Below are 15,888 nucleotides of genomic sequence, written 5' to 3' on the forward strand. Positions count from 1 at the left end.
ACCGCGCGGGCGCGGGCCGAGGGCGGCGGCCGCCGACCGTCCTGCCTCTCCTCGGCCGGAGCCGTCGAGGGCTGCGTCTCGTCCCCGCCGTCTCCCGACGAAGGGGGCGGGACCTCCCCTTCGCTCATGGGCCGGACACCTCGCCGAGCGTGACGGAGTAGCGACGTCCGGACATCGACTCCGGCACGTCCTCGGGCACCGCTGCGGTGATGAGCACCTGCTCGCAGTCGGCGATCATCGCCGCGAGCCGCTCCCGGCGGCCGCTGTCGAGCTCCGCGAAGACGTCGTCGAGGACGAGGACCGGGTCGTCACCGAGGTCGTGGCGCAGCAGGTGGTAGGCCGCCAGGCGCAGCCCGAGCGCGAAGGACCACGACTCGCCGTGCGAGGCATAGCCCTTCGCCGGCATCGGCCCCAGGCCCAGCACGAGGTCGTCGCGGTGCGGGCCCACGAGGTTGACCCCACGCTCGATCTCCTGGTCGCGCCGCTGCGCCAACGTGTCGAGGAGCATCTGACGCAGCTCGTCAGGCTCCGGCACCGCGCCGCCGGCGATCGTCTCGGCCGCCTCGTCGTGGAGCGAGCTGCGGTAGACCGCCGTCGCCTCCGACTGGTTGGCACTGACCTCGCGGTAGGCCTCCTGCAGGTGGGGCACGAGGTCCCGCAGCAGCCGCAGCCGGGCGTAGAGCAGCTGGCTGCCGACCGTCGCGAGGTGCTCGTCCCAGATGTCGAGGGTGCGCACGGCGTCCTCCGCGGCCGCCTTCGGGTCGACGCCCTCCGGTGCCGCTGCGCTGCGTCGGCCTCGACCTCGCCGGCCGCCGAGGAGGGTGGCGGCGGACTTCAGCAGGGCCCCGCGCTGCTTGAGGATCTTGTCGTAGTCGGAGCGCACCCCCGACCAGCGCGGCTGCCGCTGGACGAGCAGGTCGTCGAGGAAGCGGCGTCGCTCACCGGGGTCGCCCTTGATGAGGGCGAGGTCCTCGGGGGCGAAGAGCACCGTGCGCAGGGTGCCGAGCACGTCGCGGGTACGGGTGAGCGCGGAGCGGTTGAGCTTCGCGCGGTTGGCCCGACCCGGGGTGATCTCGAGCTCGACGAGGCTCTCCCGCTCGTCGCGCACGACGGCGCAGCGGACGATCGCCCGGTCGGCGCCGAAGCGCACGAGCGGCTGGTCGGTCGCGACCCGGTGGCTCGAGAGCGAGGCGACGTAGCCGATCGCCTCGACGAGGTTGGTCTTGCCCTGGCCGTTGAGCCCGACGAGGGTCGTCACCCCCGGCTCGAGCGCCAGCTCGGCGGTCGGATAGCTGCGGAAGTCGCCGATGCTCAGGTGGCGGACGTACACGTCACTCGGTCGAGCCCGACCCGCTCGTCGGGCCGGCCTCTGCGGCGTCGCCCTCGGGTGCCCGGCCCGGCGAGGTCGGCCGCTCGATCTTCTTCTCCTCCTGGGCGTGGCTCGCCGCGGGGGAGGCCACGCCCTTCGCTGCCTCGGCTCGCAGGTCATCGCCCTCGGCGACGGTCATGACCTGGTGCCCGCCGAACTGCCCGCGCAGCGCGGCGACGGCCTGCATCGTCGGGCTCGTCTGCTGCCGGGAGGCGAAGCGCGCGAAGAGCGAGGCGGAGATGACCGGCATCGGCACGGAGTTGGCGATGCCCTCCTCGACGGTCCAGCGGCCCTCGCCGGAGTCGGCGGTGTAGTCGCTGACGTCCTCGAGCGTCGGGTTCTCCTCGAGGGCCTTGACCATGAGGTCGAGCAGCCAGGAGCGCACGACCGTGCCGCGGCTCCACGCCTTGAAGGCGCCCGGCACGTCGGTGACGATGTCCTTCTTCTCGAGCAGCTCGTAGCCCTCGGCATAGGCGTGCATCAGGCCGTACTCGATGCCGTTGTGGACCATCTTCACGTAGTGCCCTGCGCCGACGTCGCCGGCGTGGACGAAGCCCTCGTCGCGGGGGCCCTCCGGCCGCAGCGCGTCGAAGATCGGCATCGCCTGCTCGACGTGCTGCGCGTCGCCGCCGACCATGAGGCCGTAGCCGTTGTCCAGGCCCCAGATGCCACCGGAGACGCCGCAGTCGAGGTACCCGACCCCCTTCGCGCCGAGCAGGTCGGCATTGGGCTGGTCGTCGCTGAAGCGCGAGTTGCCACCGTCGACGACGAGGTCACCGGGCTCGAGGCGATCGGCGAGGTCGGCGATGACCGTGCGGGTGATCTCACCCGCCGGCACCATGACCCACACGACCCGCGGCGCGGCGAGCGCGTCGACCATCGCCTGCACGCTCTCGACGTCGGAGACCTCGGGGTTGGTGTCGTAGCCGACGACCTCGTGGCCGGCGCGGCGGACCCGCTCGCGCATGTTGCCACCCATCTTGCCGAGGCCGATGAGACCGAGCTGCATGACAGTGCCTTCCTGACGGGGTCACCCCACGACCGGGGCGAAGGGGGGTTCAGCCGGCGAGGCGCACCGGCTGCAGGACGTAGCGGTAGGTGGTGTCGATCTCGCCCTCCTGGCTGTCCTGGCCGGTGATCATCGCCGGCTTCAGGGGAGCGGTGAAGGACAGGCGGGTGAAGGTCGTGCCGAGCACGCCGAGCCCGTCGAGGAGGTAGCCGGGGTTGAAGGCGACCTCGATGTCCGGACCGTCGACCTTGGCCTCGACGGCCTCGGACGCCTGGGCGTCGTCACCGGCACCGGCCTCGATGGTCACCTGGCCGTCGGTGAAGCGCAGCCGCACCGGGGTGTTGCGCTCGGTGACCAGGGCGACGCGCTTGACGGCCTCGGTGAGCACCTCGGTGTCGACGACCGCCTCGGTCTCGCTCGCGGTGGGGAAGATCTTCGAGACCTTGGGGTACTCGCCGTCGAGGAGGCGGCTCGTCGTGTGCCGCTGACCGGCCTCGAAGCCGACGAGGCCCGAGCCGCCGGCGCCGCGCCGAGGGAGACCTCGACCGACCCGGAGGCGCCGAGGGCCTTGGCGGTGTCCGACAGGGTGCGGGCGGGGATGAGCGCGACGTGGCTGGCATCGGAGGAGTTCGGGCTCCACGTCAGCTCGCGCATCGCGAGGCGGTAGCGGTCGGTCGCCAGCAGCGTCACCCGCTCGCCCTCGATCTCGACGCGCACGCCGGTGAGGATCGGCAGCGTGTCGCCACGGTCGGCGGCGATCTGGACCTGCTGCACGGCCTGGGTGAAGAGCGTGCCGTCGATGCTGCCGCTGCCCTCGGGGGAGGTCGGCAGCGTCGGGTACTCGTCGGCCGGCATCTGCAGCAGGGCGAAGCGCGAGCTGCCGCAGGTGACCTGGACCTTCGAGCCCTCGGTCGCGACGTCGACCGGCTTGCCGGGCAGGTTGCGCGAGATGTCGGCGAGCAGCCGGCCCAGGACGAGCACCGTGCCCGCCTCGGCCACCTCGGCGGCCACGGTGATGCGCGCGGAGACCTCGTAGTCGAAGGTCGAGAGGGTGATCGTCCCCTCGTCGGAGGCCTCGACGAGGACACCGGCCAGGACGGGAACCGGCGGACGGTTCGGCAGGCCACGGGCCACCCAGGTGACCGCCTCGGCCAGCACATCGCGCTCGACGCGGAACTTCACGACAGACCTACCCTTCGACGCGCTCGAGCGCGAGGTCATGGGAATGACACGGATCCACGCACGTAGCCGCGCATGGGTTCCTGACATTACGTGGTCGAGGGCGCTCCTGGGAACCGAGGTCGCTTCTTGTCATTCACCCGTGGTTCGCAGTCCACAGCCAGGGCAGCAGCCATGCGTGGGGGAGGGAATGGATGGAGAGAGGACTCATCATTGTCTTAGGCGGTGTGGACATCGTGGACAACCGCCTCCAGCCCGCCAACGGCGCGGGATCCGGCTGTGGACGACGGCGTGGACAGAGTGTCGACGCACTGCGGGTGGGTGTGGACGACGCCGGCGAATCCCAAGGCCGTCCTGGGCGTGCACACGTCATCCACAGTCTCGTCCGCAGCCCGGGCCGTCCGAATGTGAATTGTCGGGGGACGTCGCGTGCCCGTCGGGTGCTCGGAAGGGCGAGGTGCTCCCCGCTGCGGGCTCGGTGTGGGCGACGCACCGGGTGGCTGTGGACGAGCTCGGGCGTGTTGCCCGGCATACCGGGAGCCGGTGGTACCCACAGGAGTGTCCACAGCCTGTGGATCTGTGGACGAAGGGGGTCCCGGACAGGTACCGGCGGGTAGGTCACGGAGTGGTCGCGAGGGCACACACAGGTGGGGAGAAGCCTGTGGACAACGTCCCGATGCGTGGATATCCGGCGATATGTGTTCTTCGCTAGATAGCGTGATATACGACGATCGCGGGGGAGGAGGGCGAAGGGAGGGTCAGCCGGCCTGCTGCTTGATCCGGTTGGTCAGCTCGGTGACCTGGTTGTAGATCGCGCGGCGCTCGCCCATGAGCTCACGGATCTTGCGCTCGGCGTGCATGACCGTCGTGTGGTCGCGGCCGCCGAACTGCTCGCCGATGCGCGGCAGCGACATCTCGGTCAGCTCGCGGCACAGGTACATCGCGATCTGACGGGCCGTCGTCAGCTTGCGCGTGCGCGATGCGCTCTGCAGGTCCTCGATCGTCAGCGAGAAGTAGTCAGCCGTCTGCGCCATGATCGTCGCGCTCGAGATCTCACTCGACTGCTCGTTGGGGATGAGGTCCTTGAGCACGATCTGCGCGAGGCCGATGTCGACGGCCTGGCGGTTGAGGCTCGCGAAGGCCGTGACGCGGATGAGGGCGCCCTCGAGCTCACGGATGTTGGTGCTGATCCGGCTGGCGATGAACTCGAGCACGTCGGCAGGGACGGAGAGCTTTTCCTGGATCGCCTTCTTGCGCAGGATCGCGATCCGGGTCTCGAGGTCCGGCGGCTGCACGTCGGTGAGCAGGCCCCACTCGAAGCGGCTGCGCATGCGCTCCTCGAAGCCGGAGAGCAGCTTCGGCGCGACGTCCGAGGTGATGACGACCTGCTTGTTGGCGTTGTGCAGCGTGTTGAAGGTGTGGAAGAACTCCTCCTGCGTCTGCATCTTGCCCTGGAGGAACTGGATGTCGTCGATGAGCAGCACGTCGACGTCGCGGTAGCGGCGCTGGAAGTTGGCCGCCTTGTCGTCGCGGATGCTGTTGATGAAGTCGTTGGTGAACTCCTCGGAGTTCACGTAGCGCACCTTGACGTGCGGGTAGAGACTGCGCGCGTAGTGGCCGATGGCGTGGAGCAGGTGGGTCTTGCCCAGCCCGGACTCCCCGTAGATGAAGAGCGGGTTGTAGGCCTTGGCGGGGGCCTCGGCGACCGCGACGGCCGCGGCATTGGCGAAGCGGTTGCTCGCGCCGATGACGAAGGTGTCGAAGGTGTACTTGGGGTTGAGCCGGGTCAGCTCGACCTGCTCCGGCTCGGGCCGGCCACGGCGGGCACGCACCGGCGCCGGCTCCGGGTCCTCGTCGACGAGCCCGTCGTCACGACCCTCCACGGGGAGCGTCGAGGACAGTCCCTGGGGCGTCGGCTGCTGCGTCGCCTCGCTCGAAGGGAGGGCCGGCTCGTCGCCGGCGAGTCCCTGGGTCGGTGGCAGCGGCTCGCCGTCGGCGAGATCGGGGTCGACGGTCACGGCCAGACGGACCTCGCGACCGAGCTGCTCCGAGAGGGCCTGGGTGACGTGCATGCGCAGTCGCTGCTCGACGAAGTTCTTCGAGAAGTCGTCGGGGACGGCGATGAGCGCGGTGTCGTCGAGCAGGCCGACGAGGCGGGCCATGCTCAGGAAGGCGCGTCGGGTGACGGGGACTCCGTCGGCGTCCAGGGTGTCGAGGGTCGTGCGCCACACCTCGCCGAAGTCGACCTCGCCTCCGGCCACGGGCGCACACCTCAACTTCTCTGCGGCTCGGGGGCCGATCGGAACTCTGTCGACATCATCCTCCCCTGCCGTACGTCCCATCCACAACGTTGTCCACAGACTGTGGAGATGTACGTGGGGCAAGGTGGTGAGGTGCGACGCTAACAACACACCGGGGCCCGGGCAACCTGACGCACGGACTTTTTCCCGCGTCCCGGCGTGTCGCGCTGGACAGGCTCTCTGGCGGTGGCATCGTCGCTCGATTCCCCACGGGCCCGGAGCCGGCCCCGGCGGTTTGACCCTGCGAGCGGGCGTCCCGTACCGTGGACGTCGGCCTGTCGGCCGCTTTCGCATGCCCACGACCCAGCCGGATCACCCGGTGGGACGCGCGTGGGCTTCCGATCGCGGCCGAAGAGCCCACACACGTCAGCACCGGGCCGCCGGCCCACCGACCATCGGAGACCGCACATGAGCAAGCGCACCTTCCAGCCCAACAACCGTCGCCGCGCCAAGACCCACGGCTTCCGCCTGCGCATGCGTACCCGCGCCGGCCGCGCGATCCTGAGCAACCGCCGCTCCAAGGGCCGCTCCAAGCTCTCTGCCTGACGAGCCACCCGGTGCTGCCCGCGCGGCACCGCCTGACGGAGCGCGCGGACTTCGCGGCGACTGTCAGGGGCCGAGGCACTCGACGCCAGGGCTCCCGACTGCTCGTGGTCCATGCCCGTGTGGCGGACGCGACCCAGACCGACGCCCGGGGGGATGACTCCCCGCGCGTCGGTCTCGTCGTGTCCACGGCCGTCGGCAATGCGGTGACCCGCACTCGGGTCAAGCGCCGGTTGCGGGCCCAGGTGGCACCGCTCCTGGCCAACCTGCCGCACGGGACCGACCTGGTGATCCGGGCCAACCCCGCGGCCGCCGGCGCCGACTCGCACGAGCTGGGCGCTGCCCTTCGGCACTGCGTGCACGCCCTCTTCGTTGAGCAGGCGAGATGAAGATCCTCGCTCTGCCGCTCGTCTGGCTCGTCCGTGGCTACCAGCTGCTCGTCTCGCCGCTGCTGCCGCAGAGCTGCCGCTACTTCCCGAGCTGCTCGGCTTACGGGATCACCGCGCTGCGGCGCTTCGGGTTGATCCGCGGCAGCTATCTGACCGTGCACCGCCTCGTGCGGTGCAACCCCTGGACCGCCGGGGGCATCGACCACGTGCCCGAGACGTGGGCGCAGCGCGGCTCGCCTGACCTGGCCAGGCCCCGCTTCGCCGACATCGAGGCCCACGACGACGGCGTCGTACCCGGCGCCACCGACCGAAGGACGTTCACCACGTGAGCTTCAGCGACATCATCTATCCCTTCGAGTGGCTCGTCGCCTGGATCATGTATCTGTGGCACGGGGCGCTCACGGCGATCGGCCTGCCGGAGGCCAGCGGCTGGACCTGGACCCTGTCCATCGTCGGTCTCGTCATCGTCATGCGGGCGGCGCTCATCCCGCTCTTCGTCCGCCAGATCCACGCCTCGCGCAAGATGCAGCTCATCCAGCCCGAGATGCAGAAGATCCAGGCGAAGTACAAGGGCAAGACCGACCCGGAGTCCCGTCAGAAGATGACGGAAGAGACGATGGCGCTCTACAAGGACAGCGGGACCAACCCCTTCTCGTCCTGCCTGCCGATCTTCGCGCAGATGCCCTTCTTCTTCGGTCTCTTCCGCGTCCTCAACAGCCTCGACGAGATCGGGTCCGGGGCGAAGTCGGGCATCGGCCCGATCACCCAGCAGGTGGCGGCCCAGGCGGAGTCGTCCTCGATCTTCGGCGCGCAGCTCTCGGCACAGTTCCTCGGGACAGGTGGCGGTCTGAGCGTCAAGCTCGTGACGATCACTCTCATCATCCTGATGTCGCTGACGACCTTCACGACGCAGTACCAGCTGATGCGCAAGAACATGCCGGAGTCCGCTCTCGAGGGCCCCTTCGCGCAGCAGCAGAAGATGATGCTCTACCTCTTCCCGATCATCTTCGCCGTGTCCGGCGTCTACTTCCCGATCGGTGTCCTCATCTACTGGTTCACGACGAACGTGTGGACCATGTGCCAGCAGTTCTACGTCATCCGCCGCATGCCGGCGCCCGGCTCTGCCGCGGAGAAGGCGATGCAGGCCCGCCGCCGCAAGGCCGGCAAGTCGGTCGACACCCCCGAGGAGACCCGGGAGCGCAAGCACGACGCCGAGATGGCGAGCGAGCTCGAGGCGAAGGGCGTCATCTCCGGGCAGCGTCAGCAGCCGACCTCGAAGAAGCGGGCGAAGAAGAAGGGCGGTCCGCCGCCGAAGTCGACGCCGAGCTCGCCGGTGAGCGAAGACCGCCCCAAGACCGACAACTGACCCCCGGAGCGCCCGGGGCAACCCGGGCACCCGACCGCCACACGCAGGAGACACCATGAGCGAGAACCCGACGACCGAGGTCGCCGCGGACCAGGAGACCACGGCCGAGGAGACCCCGGCCCCCCGCAAGAGCCGGCGTCAGCTGCTCGAGCGCGAAGGGGAGGTCGCCGCCGACTTCCTCGAGACCCTGCTCGACATCGCCGACCTCGACGGCGACATCGACCTCGACATCGATGGTGACCGTGCCGCGGTCGCCATCGTCGACTCCGAGGAGGGCCGCGTCCCGCGGCGCCTCGTCGGCCAGGACGGCAAGGTGCTCGAGGCTCTCCAGGAGCTGACGCGCCTTGCGGTCCAGTCCGCGACCGGGGACCGAAGCCGCCTCATGCTCGACGTCGCCGGACACCGTGCGGCCCGACGGGCGGAGCTCGTCGAGATCGCCCGGACTGCGATCGCGTCCGTCACCGCCGACAACGAGTCGGTCGAGCTCGAGCCGATGAGCGCCTTCGAGCGCAAGGTCGTGCACGACGAGGTGCTCGCCGCCGGTCTCGTGTCGGACTCCTCGGGCACCGAGCCGCGTCGATTCGTCGTCGTGCACCCGGCTGCCGAGGCCGCTGCTCCGGCGGCTGAGAACGCGCCGGTCGAGACGAACGAGGTGGCCGAGTCCACCACGCCCTCCGACGAGGACGTCATCGCTGGCTGAGCTATGAGCTGAGGCGTTTCACGTGAAACGCTGGGGGCATGACTGCTGACTGCCCCGCGGCACCCGAGGGCGCCCGCCGATTCTTCGGCGGGCGCCTTCCGCGTGCCGAGACCTTTGCCGCCGTGCTCGCCGACACCGGGGTCAGCCACGGGCTCATCGGCCCCCGGGAGGTCCCGATCCTCTGGGAGCGGCACATCCTCAACTGCGCCGTCATCGAGGACGCCTTCGACCGGGACGCACGAGTCATCGACGTCGGATCAGGGGCCGGACTGCCGGGCCTGGCCGTCGCCATCGCACGACCGGACCTCGACGTCCACCTGGTCGAGCCGATGCAGCGGCGCACCGACTGGCTGGCCGAGGCGTTGCGCGTGATCGACCTCGACAACGTCACCGTCCACCGTGGTCGCGCCGAGGAGTTCCACGGCCACCTGTCGGCTCCCTTCGTCACGGCCCGAGCCGTGGCTGCCCTCGACAAGCTCGCCCGGTGGTGCTGCCCGATGGTCGAGCCGGGTGGGCAGCTCGTGGCGATGAAGGGCCGCTCCGCCGAGCAGGAGGTCGCCGCGGCCATGAAGGCCTTGCGGAAGTTGAAGGTGTCCGAGACGGCGATCTCCGCGCACGGACATGACGTGTTGCCCGAGCCGACCCTCACGGTGGACTGCACCGTGGGTACCCGCGCCAGCTGACGCCGTTTCACGTGAAACGGCACCGCCACGGCGGTGGACGAGGACCGGCGCCGCCTCTCGGACAGACCATCAACCCTCCCGTTTCACGTGAAACGCCACCCGACCCCCGCCCTGCCGCGGTCCCACGTTGTCCACCGAAGCTGTGGAGAACCACGGCGATCTGGTGGAAAACCCCCGGTTTTGACCCGAGTTGTCCACAAGCGCGGCTCCGTTTGGCGTGTCGGCCCGGACTGGGGTTGTATGGCTGGGCTCGCAGTCCCCTGAGGAGGAATGTCTCGGTGACCACACCACGCACCGCCACCCCTGGCCTTGGGTGGCCGGCACTCGCCGGACCCACCGAGACCGCGCCGATCGGGTGGATGGGGGTGGCCCGAGACCTCGGACCCGGGCGGGACAGCCCGACCGACCAAGTCGCTGTGGACGGGTCCGCGGTCCCGACCGCCGAGCCTGAGACGAGCCAACCGGAGCGGCCGGAGCAGACCATTTCAGACGACGTGGAGGCCCCTGTGCCCGAGATCGCCCCCGAGCACACGGCGCCCGATGTCGCCGCTGCATCCGACCCCACGCCACCGATGTCGGCCCCGGCCGAGACGAAGGCTGCCCGCCCGGCGGCCGCGCGACTGCCCCGACCGGGCCGGCCGCGGATCATCACGGTGTCCAACCAGAAGGGTGGCGTCGGCAAGACGACCACGGCGGTCAACATCGCCGCCGCCTTGGCCGATGCGGGCCTGCGCGTCCTCCTCATCGACACCGACCCCCAGGGCAATGCGAGCACGGCTCTGAACATCGAGCACCACGCCGAGGTGCCCAGCATCTACGACGTCCTCGTCGACGGGATGCCCATCAGCGAGGCGATGCAGCCGTGCCCCGACGTCGACAACCTCTGGTGCGTCCCGGCCACGATCGACCTCGCCGGGGCCGAGATCGAGCTCGTCTCGCTCGTGGCCCGTGAGAGCCGGCTGACGAAGGCCCTCGCTGCGTGGTTCGCCGAGCGCGCGAGCGCAGGCGAGGAGCCCATCGACTACGTCCTCATCGACTGCCCGCCCAGCCTGGGCCTGCTCACGGTCAACGCCTTCGTCGCTGCCCGCGAGGTGCTCATCCCCATCCAGTGCGAGTACTACGCCCTCGAGGGTCTGAGCCAGCTGCTGAAGAACATCGACCTCATCCGCACGCACCTCAACCCCGACCTGCACGTGTCGACGATCCTGCTCACGATGTACGACGGACGCACCCGACTCTCCTCGCAGGTGGCGCAGGAGGTGCGTGAGCACTTCCCCGACCAGGTGCTCACGTCGACCGTGCCCCGATCGGTCCGGGTCTCGGAGGCGCCGAGCCACGGTCAGACCGTCATCACCTACGACCCCCAGAGCACGGGCGCCCGGTCCTACACCGACGCGGCCACCGAGATCGCCCACCGCGGCGCAGAGCAGAAGGACAACGCATGAGTGAGAAGCGACGTGGCCTGGGACGAGGGCTCGGTGCCCTGATCCCGGACGCCGGTGCCGCCGGACGGTCGACGGAGCGGCCGGTTGACGTCTTCTTCCGCGACCAGGAGCGTCCCGCGGCCCTGCCCAACACCGTGGCGGGGAAGATCGCCGAGGCCACCGCAGAGGCGCCGGCGACCCCGGTGCCCGCGGAGCACGAGGCCGTGGGCGGTAGCGGTGCCGCGAGCGTGGCGCCGACCGAGACCCCCCGGGCCGACGGGGACGCACCGGCCGACGGCCTCGCCCCGGTGCCTGGGGCGACCTATGCGGAGGTGCCGGTCGACGCGATCCGCCCCAACCCCCGCCAGCCGCGAACCGTCTTCGACGAGGACGACATGGCCGAGCTCGTGCACTCGATCAGCGAGATCGGCGTGCTCCAGCCCATCGTCGTGCGCCGCGTCAGCGACGGTGAGGAAGGCATCGACTTCGAGCTCATCATGGGTGAGCGTCGCTGGCGGGCAAGTCGCCAGGCGGAGCGAGCGACCGTGCCCGCGATCGTCAAGGCGACGGAGGACGACGACCTCCTGCGGGATGCCCTCCTCGAGAACCTCCACCGCAGCAACCTCAACCCGCTCGAGGAGGCGGCGGCCTACCAGCAGCTGCTCGACGACTTCGGCTGCTCCAAGGAGGAGCTCGCCGGACGCATCGGCCGCTCTCGGCCGCAGATCTCCAACACGCTGCGCCTGCTGCGCCTGCCTCCCATGGTGGCTCGACGCGTCGCGGCCGGGGTGCTCAGTGCCGGGCACGCCCGCGCCCTGCTCACGCTCGACGACGGTGAGCAGATGGAGCGGCTCGCCCAGCGGATCGTCGCCGAAGGCCTGTCGGTGCGCACGGTCGAGGAGATCGTCGCGCTGGGCATGGCACCGGAGAAGGAGAAGCGCTCCGCCCCCCGGGCCGGCCGTCACCACCCGCAGCTGGACGACCTGGCCGGTCGGGTGAGCGATCGCCTCGACACGCGGGTGAAGATCAACCTCGGCCAGCGCAAGGGCCGGATGACGATCGAGTTCGCCTCGATGGAGGACCTGCACCGGGTCCTCGGCCAGATGGGCGTGGACGCCGAGGAGGTCGAGGGCTGACCGGGCCCCCGACCGGACAGACGTGAGAGGGGCCCCGCGGTGTTGACCGCGGGGCCCCTCTCAGCATGCTCAACGGCACGAATGCCGTTGTGCTGCAACGAAACTCAGCCGACGAAGGGCTCGAGCTCCTTGACGAGCTTGGGCTTCGGCATGGCGCCGACGAGCGTCTTGACGATCTCGCCGCCCTGGAAGACGTGCATCGTCGGGATCGACGTGATGCCGTAGCGCGCGGTGATCTGCGGGTTGGCGTCGGTGTCGAGCTTGACGATCTTGAGCTTGCCGTCGTACTGGCCGGACAGCTCCTCGAGGACGGGGGCGACCGCGCGGCACGGGCCGCACCAGGTGGCCCAGAAGTCGACGAGCACGGGGGTGTCGCTCTGCAGCACGTCCTGGTCGAAGGTCGCGTCGGTGGTGGGGGAGGTGGCCATGGGGGTCCTTCTCTCTCGGGTGGGGGTCGTGGGGGTCGAGTGGTCTGGGGTCAGCGGGCGCCGACGGTGCCGACGACGGGGTTGTCCTGCGCGGTGAGCGCCTGGTCCTGCGCCGGCGCGCCGGCCTCCTCGCGGGCAGCCAGCCAGCGCTCGGCGTCGAGTGCGGCCGCGCAGCCGGACCCGGCGGCGGTGATCGCCTGACGGTACGTGTGGTCGACGAGGTCGCCCGCGGCGAAGACGCCGTCGAGGTTGGTGCGGGAGGAACGGCCCTCCGTCAGCACGTAGCCCTCGTCGTCGAGGCCGACGACGCCCTGGACGAGCTCGTTGCGCGGGTCGTGACCGATCGCGACGAAGAGCCCCGTGGCCTCGATCTCGCGCGTCTCGCCGGTCACCGTGTCGCGCAGGGTCAGCCCGGTGACCTTGTCGTCGCCGTGGATCTGGGCGACCTCGGAGTTCCACGCGAAGCGGATCTTGTCGTTGGCGTGGGCCCGATCGGCCATGATCTTGCTGGCCCGCAGCTCGTCGCGCCGGTGGACGATCGTCACCGAGCGGGCGAACTTCGTCAGGAAGGTCGCCTCCTCGACGGCGGAGTCGCCGCCGCCGACGACGACGATGTCCTGCTCACGGAAGAAGAACCCGTCGCAGGTCGCGCACCAGCTGACGCCGTGACCGGACAGACGCTTCTCGTCGGGCAGGCCGAGCTCGCGGTAGGCCGAGCCCATGGCGAGGATCACGGCGTGCGCGCGGTGGGTGTTGCCCTCGCCGTCGGTGACGACCTTGACCGGGCCCTCGAGCTCGACGGCGGTGACGTCGTCGGTGACGATCTCGGCACCGAAGCGCTCGGCCTGGGCGCGCATGTTGAGCATGAGGTCGGGCCCCATGATGCCCTCGGTGAAGCCCGGGAAGTTCTCCACGTCCGTGGTGTTCATGAGCGCGCCGCCAGCGGTGACCGAGCCCTCGAAGATCAGCGGCTCGAGGTTGGCCCGGGCGGCGTAGACGGCGGCGGTGTATCCAGCGGGGCCGGAACCGATGATGATCACATTGCGGATGTCGGTGCTGGCGTCGGCCACGGGTGCGTCCTTGGGGTCGGGTGTAGGCGGTCTGACGGTGTCAACGTCATCGTAGGTGCCGTCTGTTCCATGAGCGCATGGCCACTGCGGCGTGGGACCAGCCACCCCGCTCGCTGCGGGACGAAGGGGGGAGCTCGCCCCGGTCCGACGGGGCCGGCAGGTCCGACGGGCCGGCAGGACGGCGTGCGCCCGGGTGGGGCACGCCGTCCGGCAGGTCACTTCGTGCTGGGGACCTCGACGCTGTCGGGCCAGATCGGCTCGCAGCCCGAGGTGACCGCCCAGGCCCGCGCGGGGCCGTCGGGCAGCGACTCGGCGACGAGCAGCAGCCCGTCCTTGCCCTCGAAGGTGCCGATGTCGATGACGACGGCCTGCATCTGGGGCTGACCCAGGCGGGCAAGGCAGTCGGCGGCCCCGGCAGCGGTGGTCATCGTGCCGAGCACCTCGTCGTCGCGCACCTTGGGCGCACCCGCCGGGTCCTCGAGCAGGGTCGCCGCCTCGGAGGCGAGCGACGAGCGGGTGTAGGCGGTGCCGGTCTCGGTGATGGCGAAGGCCGGGACCTCCTCGTCCGCGGTACCGCTGCTCGACGTGGCGCTCGACCCCTGCTCGGCTGCCCCGGATCGGGCCTGCGACGACGGGGCGGCGCCGGCGCCCGCGTCGGAGGCGGCGTCGTTGCCGCTGTTGCGCAGCATGCCGGTGCCGACGGCGAGGGCCACGACGGTGGCCGCGGCGGCGCCGAGCAGCCAGGGCGCGGCCGCGCGGCGTCGGCCGGATCCCCTGCTGGGGGTCGCCATGGTGCTCCAGAAGCCGGACGGCTCGTCGGCGTCGTCGATCTCATCCGCGTCGGCGGTGAGCTCGCCGCTGGCGCGGGCCGTCTGCTCGTCCTCGAGGCTGGCGCGGATGCGCTCGGCCAGGTCGTCGGGCATGGGCCCGCTCTCCTTGAGGCTCGCGAGCAGGTGACGCATCCCCGTGGGGTCCTTGTCCTCGGTCATGGTCACCTCCCTTCGTCTGCCTGGTGGCCTGTTGTGTCTGACGAGGCAGCGGCGTCGGAGGTTCCCCGCGCGTCGATCCCGGCGGCGGCAAGCGCCTTGCCGAGGGCCTCACGGCCGCGCGAGCAGCGCGACTTCACGGTGCCCGTCGGGATGCCGAGGACCTGCGCCGCCTCGGCGACCGGGACGCCGTGCATGTCGACGAGCACCAGCGCGACGCGTTGCTCGTCGGGCAGGCGGCGCATCGCCTCGTGGACGGCCAGGCGGGTGTCGACCCGGCCCGTGGCGTCGGGCGCAGGGGGCGCGGCCGCGACGACCTCGTCGGTGAGCTCGCTGGTGGGGCGCACACGTCGGGTCAGGTCGATGCAGGCGTTGACGACGATGCGGTGCAGCCACGTCGTGACGGCCGCGTCGCCGCGGTAGGAGCCGGCCCGGCGGAAGGCGGAGACGAAGGCATCCTGCACCGCCTCGGCCGCGAGCTCGCGGTCACCGCAGACCCCGACGGCCACGGCCCACATGCGGTCGCGGTGCCGGCGGTAGATCTCGCCGAAGGCCTCGGCGTCGCCCTCGACGTGCATGCGCATGAGCATCCGGTCGTCGATCTCGGCGAAGGGGGAGTCGCTCACGTCATCACCTCAGCGGACGGTGATCTCGCCGACGGCGGCCCGGTAGCGGCCGTCGTCGCCCTGGGCGAGGGTGGTGAACCAGACGGTGACGTAGCGGCCGGTGACCTGGCCGCTCGGCGTGAGCTCGACCTCACCGGTGCGACCGTCGGTGCGCCCGATCTCGGTGCCCGAGTTGGTCGGCTGGTCGCCGGCGTAGACCGTGGCCTGCGCGGCGAGCGGCAGCTGGAGGGTCACCGAGCTGATGTCCTGGGCCTGGCCCAGGTCGACGGTGACGCCGACGCCCTGCTTGACCCCGCCGAAGCTCGGGTCCTCGTAGCCCTCGGTGGTCCAGATCGTGTCGGGGTCGCCGTCGTAGACGCGCGGGACCTCGGCGTTGTGCTCGACGCCGTCACCGGGGGCGGGGTCGTAGCCGGCGGCATTGGCGATGGCGAGGGGCTCGCCGCCGCCGGAGCCGCTGCCCGAGCCGGAGCCCGAGGGCTCGCGGACTGGGAGGTCGCGACCGCGGTCGTCTCGTCGCCGCCGAGGATGCGTCCGAGGTCGGTCGCCGACCCGATGCGCGAGGTGCCGATGGTGCCGAAGAGGCAGGCCAGCGCGACGAGCCCGGCCATGAGCCCGAGGACGAGGTTGGCCTGGCGGCGGCTCGGCGGGGCGCCGGCCTCGGCGGGCAGGAGCGGAGCGGG

Annotated in this window: 16 protein-coding genes and 1 pseudogene; 8 read left to right on the forward strand and 9 right to left on the reverse strand. The window is 70.8% G+C overall.

What is annotated here, in order from left to right; all coding sequences use genetic code 11:
• Nucleotides 1-124: 124 nt before the first annotated feature.
• The 4 genes and pseudogenes from recF to dnaA all read right to left on the reverse strand — a co-directional run bounded on the left by recF (nt 125) and on the right by dnaA (nt 5,818).
• Nucleotides 125-1,330 (reverse strand): DNA replication/repair protein RecF, encoded by a 1,206-nt coding sequence (gene recF / locus AC2W7J_RS07460; protein ID WP_485981946.1) that lies wholly within the window; start codon nt 1,328-1,330, stop codon nt 125-127.
• 1 nt (nt 1,331) lies between these two features.
• A complete protein-coding gene (gene gnd, locus AC2W7J_RS07465; protein WP_255184861.1) occupies nt 1,332-2,378 on the reverse strand; it encodes a phosphogluconate dehydrogenase (NAD(+)-dependent, decarboxylating) in 1,047 nt (348 codons plus the stop codon).
• Nucleotides 2,379-2,427: 49 nt separating this feature from the next.
• Nucleotides 2,428-3,560, reverse strand: a pseudogene (gene dnaN / locus AC2W7J_RS07470) (DNA polymerase III subunit beta).
• A 755-nt stretch (nt 3,561-4,315) separates the two neighbouring features.
• A complete protein-coding gene (gene dnaA / locus AC2W7J_RS07475) occupies nt 4,316-5,818 on the reverse strand; it encodes a chromosomal replication initiator protein DnaA (RefSeq protein ID WP_255184859.1) in 1,503 nt (500 codons plus the stop codon).
• A gap of 447 nt (nt 5,819-6,265) precedes the next feature.
• Between dnaA and rpmH the strand changes: the two genes are divergently transcribed.
• The 8 genes from rpmH to AC2W7J_RS07515 all read left to right on the forward strand — a co-directional run bounded on the left by rpmH (nt 6,266) and on the right by AC2W7J_RS07515 (nt 12,098).
• Complete coding sequence (rpmH, locus tag AC2W7J_RS07480; RefSeq protein WP_255184858.1) at nt 6,266-6,403, forward strand: 50S ribosomal protein L34; 138 nt, start codon at nt 6,266-6,268, stop codon at nt 6,401-6,403.
• Between the two features lie 11 nt (nt 6,404-6,414).
• Entirely contained in the window at nt 6,415-6,789 is a 375-nt protein-coding gene (rnpA, locus tag AC2W7J_RS07485; RefSeq protein ID WP_485981947.1) for a ribonuclease P protein component, read from the forward strand.
• On the forward strand, nt 6,786-7,118 hold the full coding sequence (gene yidD, locus AC2W7J_RS07490) for a membrane protein insertion efficiency factor YidD (RefSeq protein ID WP_255184856.1): 333 nt from the start codon (nt 6,786-6,788) through the stop codon (nt 7,116-7,118). The genes rnpA and yidD overlap by 4 nt, the downstream gene beginning before the upstream one ends.
• Nucleotides 7,115-8,155, forward strand: coding sequence for a membrane protein insertase YidC (gene yidC / locus AC2W7J_RS07495; RefSeq protein ID WP_421007692.1), 1,041 nt, complete (start codon nt 7,115-7,117; stop codon nt 8,153-8,155). The genes yidD and yidC overlap by 4 nt, the downstream gene beginning before the upstream one ends.
• Nucleotides 8,156-8,210: 55 nt before the next feature.
• Entirely contained in the window at nt 8,211-8,855 is a 645-nt protein-coding gene (locus tag AC2W7J_RS07500) for a Jag family protein (protein ID WP_485981948.1), read from the forward strand.
• A 38-nt stretch (nt 8,856-8,893) separates the two neighbouring features.
• A complete protein-coding gene (rsmG, locus tag AC2W7J_RS07505; protein WP_485981949.1) occupies nt 8,894-9,538 on the forward strand; it encodes a 16S rRNA (guanine(527)-N(7))-methyltransferase RsmG in 645 nt (214 codons plus the stop codon).
• A gap of 572 nt (nt 9,539-10,110) precedes the next feature.
• A complete protein-coding gene (locus tag AC2W7J_RS07510; RefSeq protein WP_485981952.1) occupies nt 10,111-10,983 on the forward strand; it encodes a ParA family protein in 873 nt (290 codons plus the stop codon).
• A complete protein-coding gene (locus AC2W7J_RS07515) occupies nt 10,980-12,098 on the forward strand; it encodes a ParB/RepB/Spo0J family partition protein (protein WP_485981950.1) in 1,119 nt (372 codons plus the stop codon). Before AC2W7J_RS07510 ends, AC2W7J_RS07515 begins: the two co-directional genes overlap by 4 nt.
• 104 nt (nt 12,099-12,202) lie before the next feature.
• On the opposite strand, the gene trxA is transcribed toward AC2W7J_RS07515, so the two are convergent.
• From trxA to AC2W7J_RS07540, 5 genes are all read right to left on the reverse strand, one after another.
• Nucleotides 12,203-12,526 carry a thioredoxin gene (trxA, locus tag AC2W7J_RS07520; protein WP_255184851.1) on the reverse strand — a complete coding sequence of 108 codons (324 nt, stop codon included), beginning with the start codon at nt 12,524-12,526 and terminating at the stop codon, nt 12,203-12,205.
• Nucleotides 12,527-12,576: 50 nt separating this feature from the next.
• Nucleotides 12,577-13,596: a thioredoxin-disulfide reductase gene (gene trxB / locus AC2W7J_RS07525; RefSeq protein WP_427801952.1), complete on the reverse strand. Its 1,020-nt coding sequence runs from the start codon at nt 13,594-13,596 to the stop codon at nt 12,577-12,579.
• Between the two features lie 215 nt (nt 13,597-13,811).
• The gene (locus tag AC2W7J_RS07530; RefSeq protein ID WP_421007687.1) at nt 13,812-14,585 is read right to left on the reverse strand and encodes a hypothetical protein; all 774 of its coding nucleotides are present in this window, start codon (nt 14,583-14,585) and stop codon (nt 13,812-13,814) included.
• 2 nt (nt 14,586-14,587) lie between these two features.
• A complete protein-coding gene (gene sigM / locus AC2W7J_RS07535) occupies nt 14,588-15,208 on the reverse strand; it encodes an RNA polymerase sigma factor SigM (protein WP_421007686.1) in 621 nt (206 codons plus the stop codon).
• A 9-nt stretch (nt 15,209-15,217) separates the two neighbouring features.
• Nucleotides 15,218-15,888 (reverse strand): discoidin domain-containing protein (locus tag AC2W7J_RS07540; protein WP_485981951.1); only part of this gene is annotated, 671 nt, incomplete at its 5' end.

This window comes from Janibacter sp. CFPM2_SD2, from assembly GCF_057364645.1.

Coding starts and splice junctions, on each gene's coding strand:
- gnd (WP_255184861.1), bottom strand. CDS start 2,378: ATGCAGCTCGGTCTCATCGGCCTCGGCAAGATGGGTGGCAACATGCGC.
- AC2W7J_RS07515 (WP_485981950.1), top strand. CDS start 10,980: ATGAGTGAGAAGCGACGTGGCCTGGGACGAGGGCTCGGTGCCCTGATC.
- AC2W7J_RS07510 (WP_485981952.1), top strand. CDS start 10,111: ATGTCGGCCCCGGCCGAGACGAAGGCTGCCCGCCCGGCGGCCGCGCGA.
- AC2W7J_RS07530 (WP_421007687.1), bottom strand. CDS start 14,585: ATGACCGAGGACAAGGACCCCACGGGGATGCGTCACCTGCTCGCGAGC.
- AC2W7J_RS07500 (WP_485981948.1), top strand. CDS start 8,211: ATGAGCGAGAACCCGACGACCGAGGTCGCCGCGGACCAGGAGACCACG.
- rsmG (WP_485981949.1), top strand. CDS start 8,894: ATGACTGCTGACTGCCCCGCGGCACCCGAGGGCGCCCGCCGATTCTTC.
- yidD (WP_255184856.1), top strand. CDS start 6,786: ATGAAGATCCTCGCTCTGCCGCTCGTCTGGCTCGTCCGTGGCTACCAG.
- trxA (WP_255184851.1), bottom strand. CDS start 12,526: ATGGCCACCTCCCCCACCACCGACGCGACCTTCGACCAGGACGTGCTG.
- rpmH (WP_255184858.1), top strand. CDS start 6,266: ATGAGCAAGCGCACCTTCCAGCCCAACAACCGTCGCCGCGCCAAGACC.